This is a genomic window from Candidatus Hydrogenedentota bacterium, assembly GCA_016791475.1.
GTDB lineage: Bacteria > Hydrogenedentota > Hydrogenedentia > Hydrogenedentales > JAEUWI01 > JAEUWI01.
Genome location: JAEUWI010000142.1, coordinates 1 through 552, shown reverse-complemented (window position 1 = coordinate 552; position 552 = coordinate 1). Strand labels below are relative to the sequence as shown.

At 49.1% G+C, this 552-nt stretch carries 1 protein-coding gene; it reads right to left on the bottom strand.

Annotated features, from left to right (window positions below; all coding sequences use genetic code 11):
• Nucleotides 1–133: 133 nt before the first annotated feature.
• Nucleotides 134–552 (bottom strand): sodium:proton antiporter (locus tag JNK74_28330; protein MBL7650096.1); only part of this gene is annotated, 419 nt, incomplete at its 5' end.

Here is a 552-nt window from a genome sequence, read left to right as displayed (position 1 = left end):
CTGTGATTATCTGTTGTCGGTTATCAGTTATCGGTTGTCCGTTCATTATCTTTACCAATTATACTTTAACCCACAACCCACAACCCACAACCCACAACCCACAACCCACAACCTACAACCCACAACCCACAACCTACAACCCCATAACCCCCACCGCCAAATAACAAACCAGCGCAAGCCCCGCTGCCATCAGCGCATAGGGTAGTTGGGTAAATGCGTGTTCGATATTATTGCATTCGGTGCCGGTAGCGGTTAATATCGTGGCGTCGGAATAAAAGCAGGCGTGGGCGCCCAGCGTGCCTGCACTGATCACGGCGCCAAGGGTAATCCACACATTGGCGTCAAGGGCGATGGCTACCGGCACTACCATCGGAATAGCGATGGCGTAAATCCCCCAGGAAGAACCTGTCGCAAACGCAATGGCGCCCAGCGACAAAAATACCAGCGCCGGTAAATAAGCTTTGGATACTACTCCCTGCAAACTTTCAATTACATATTGGGTCATACCCATTTCGTCGCCTATATTTTTTAATATATAAGAAACGATCAAAA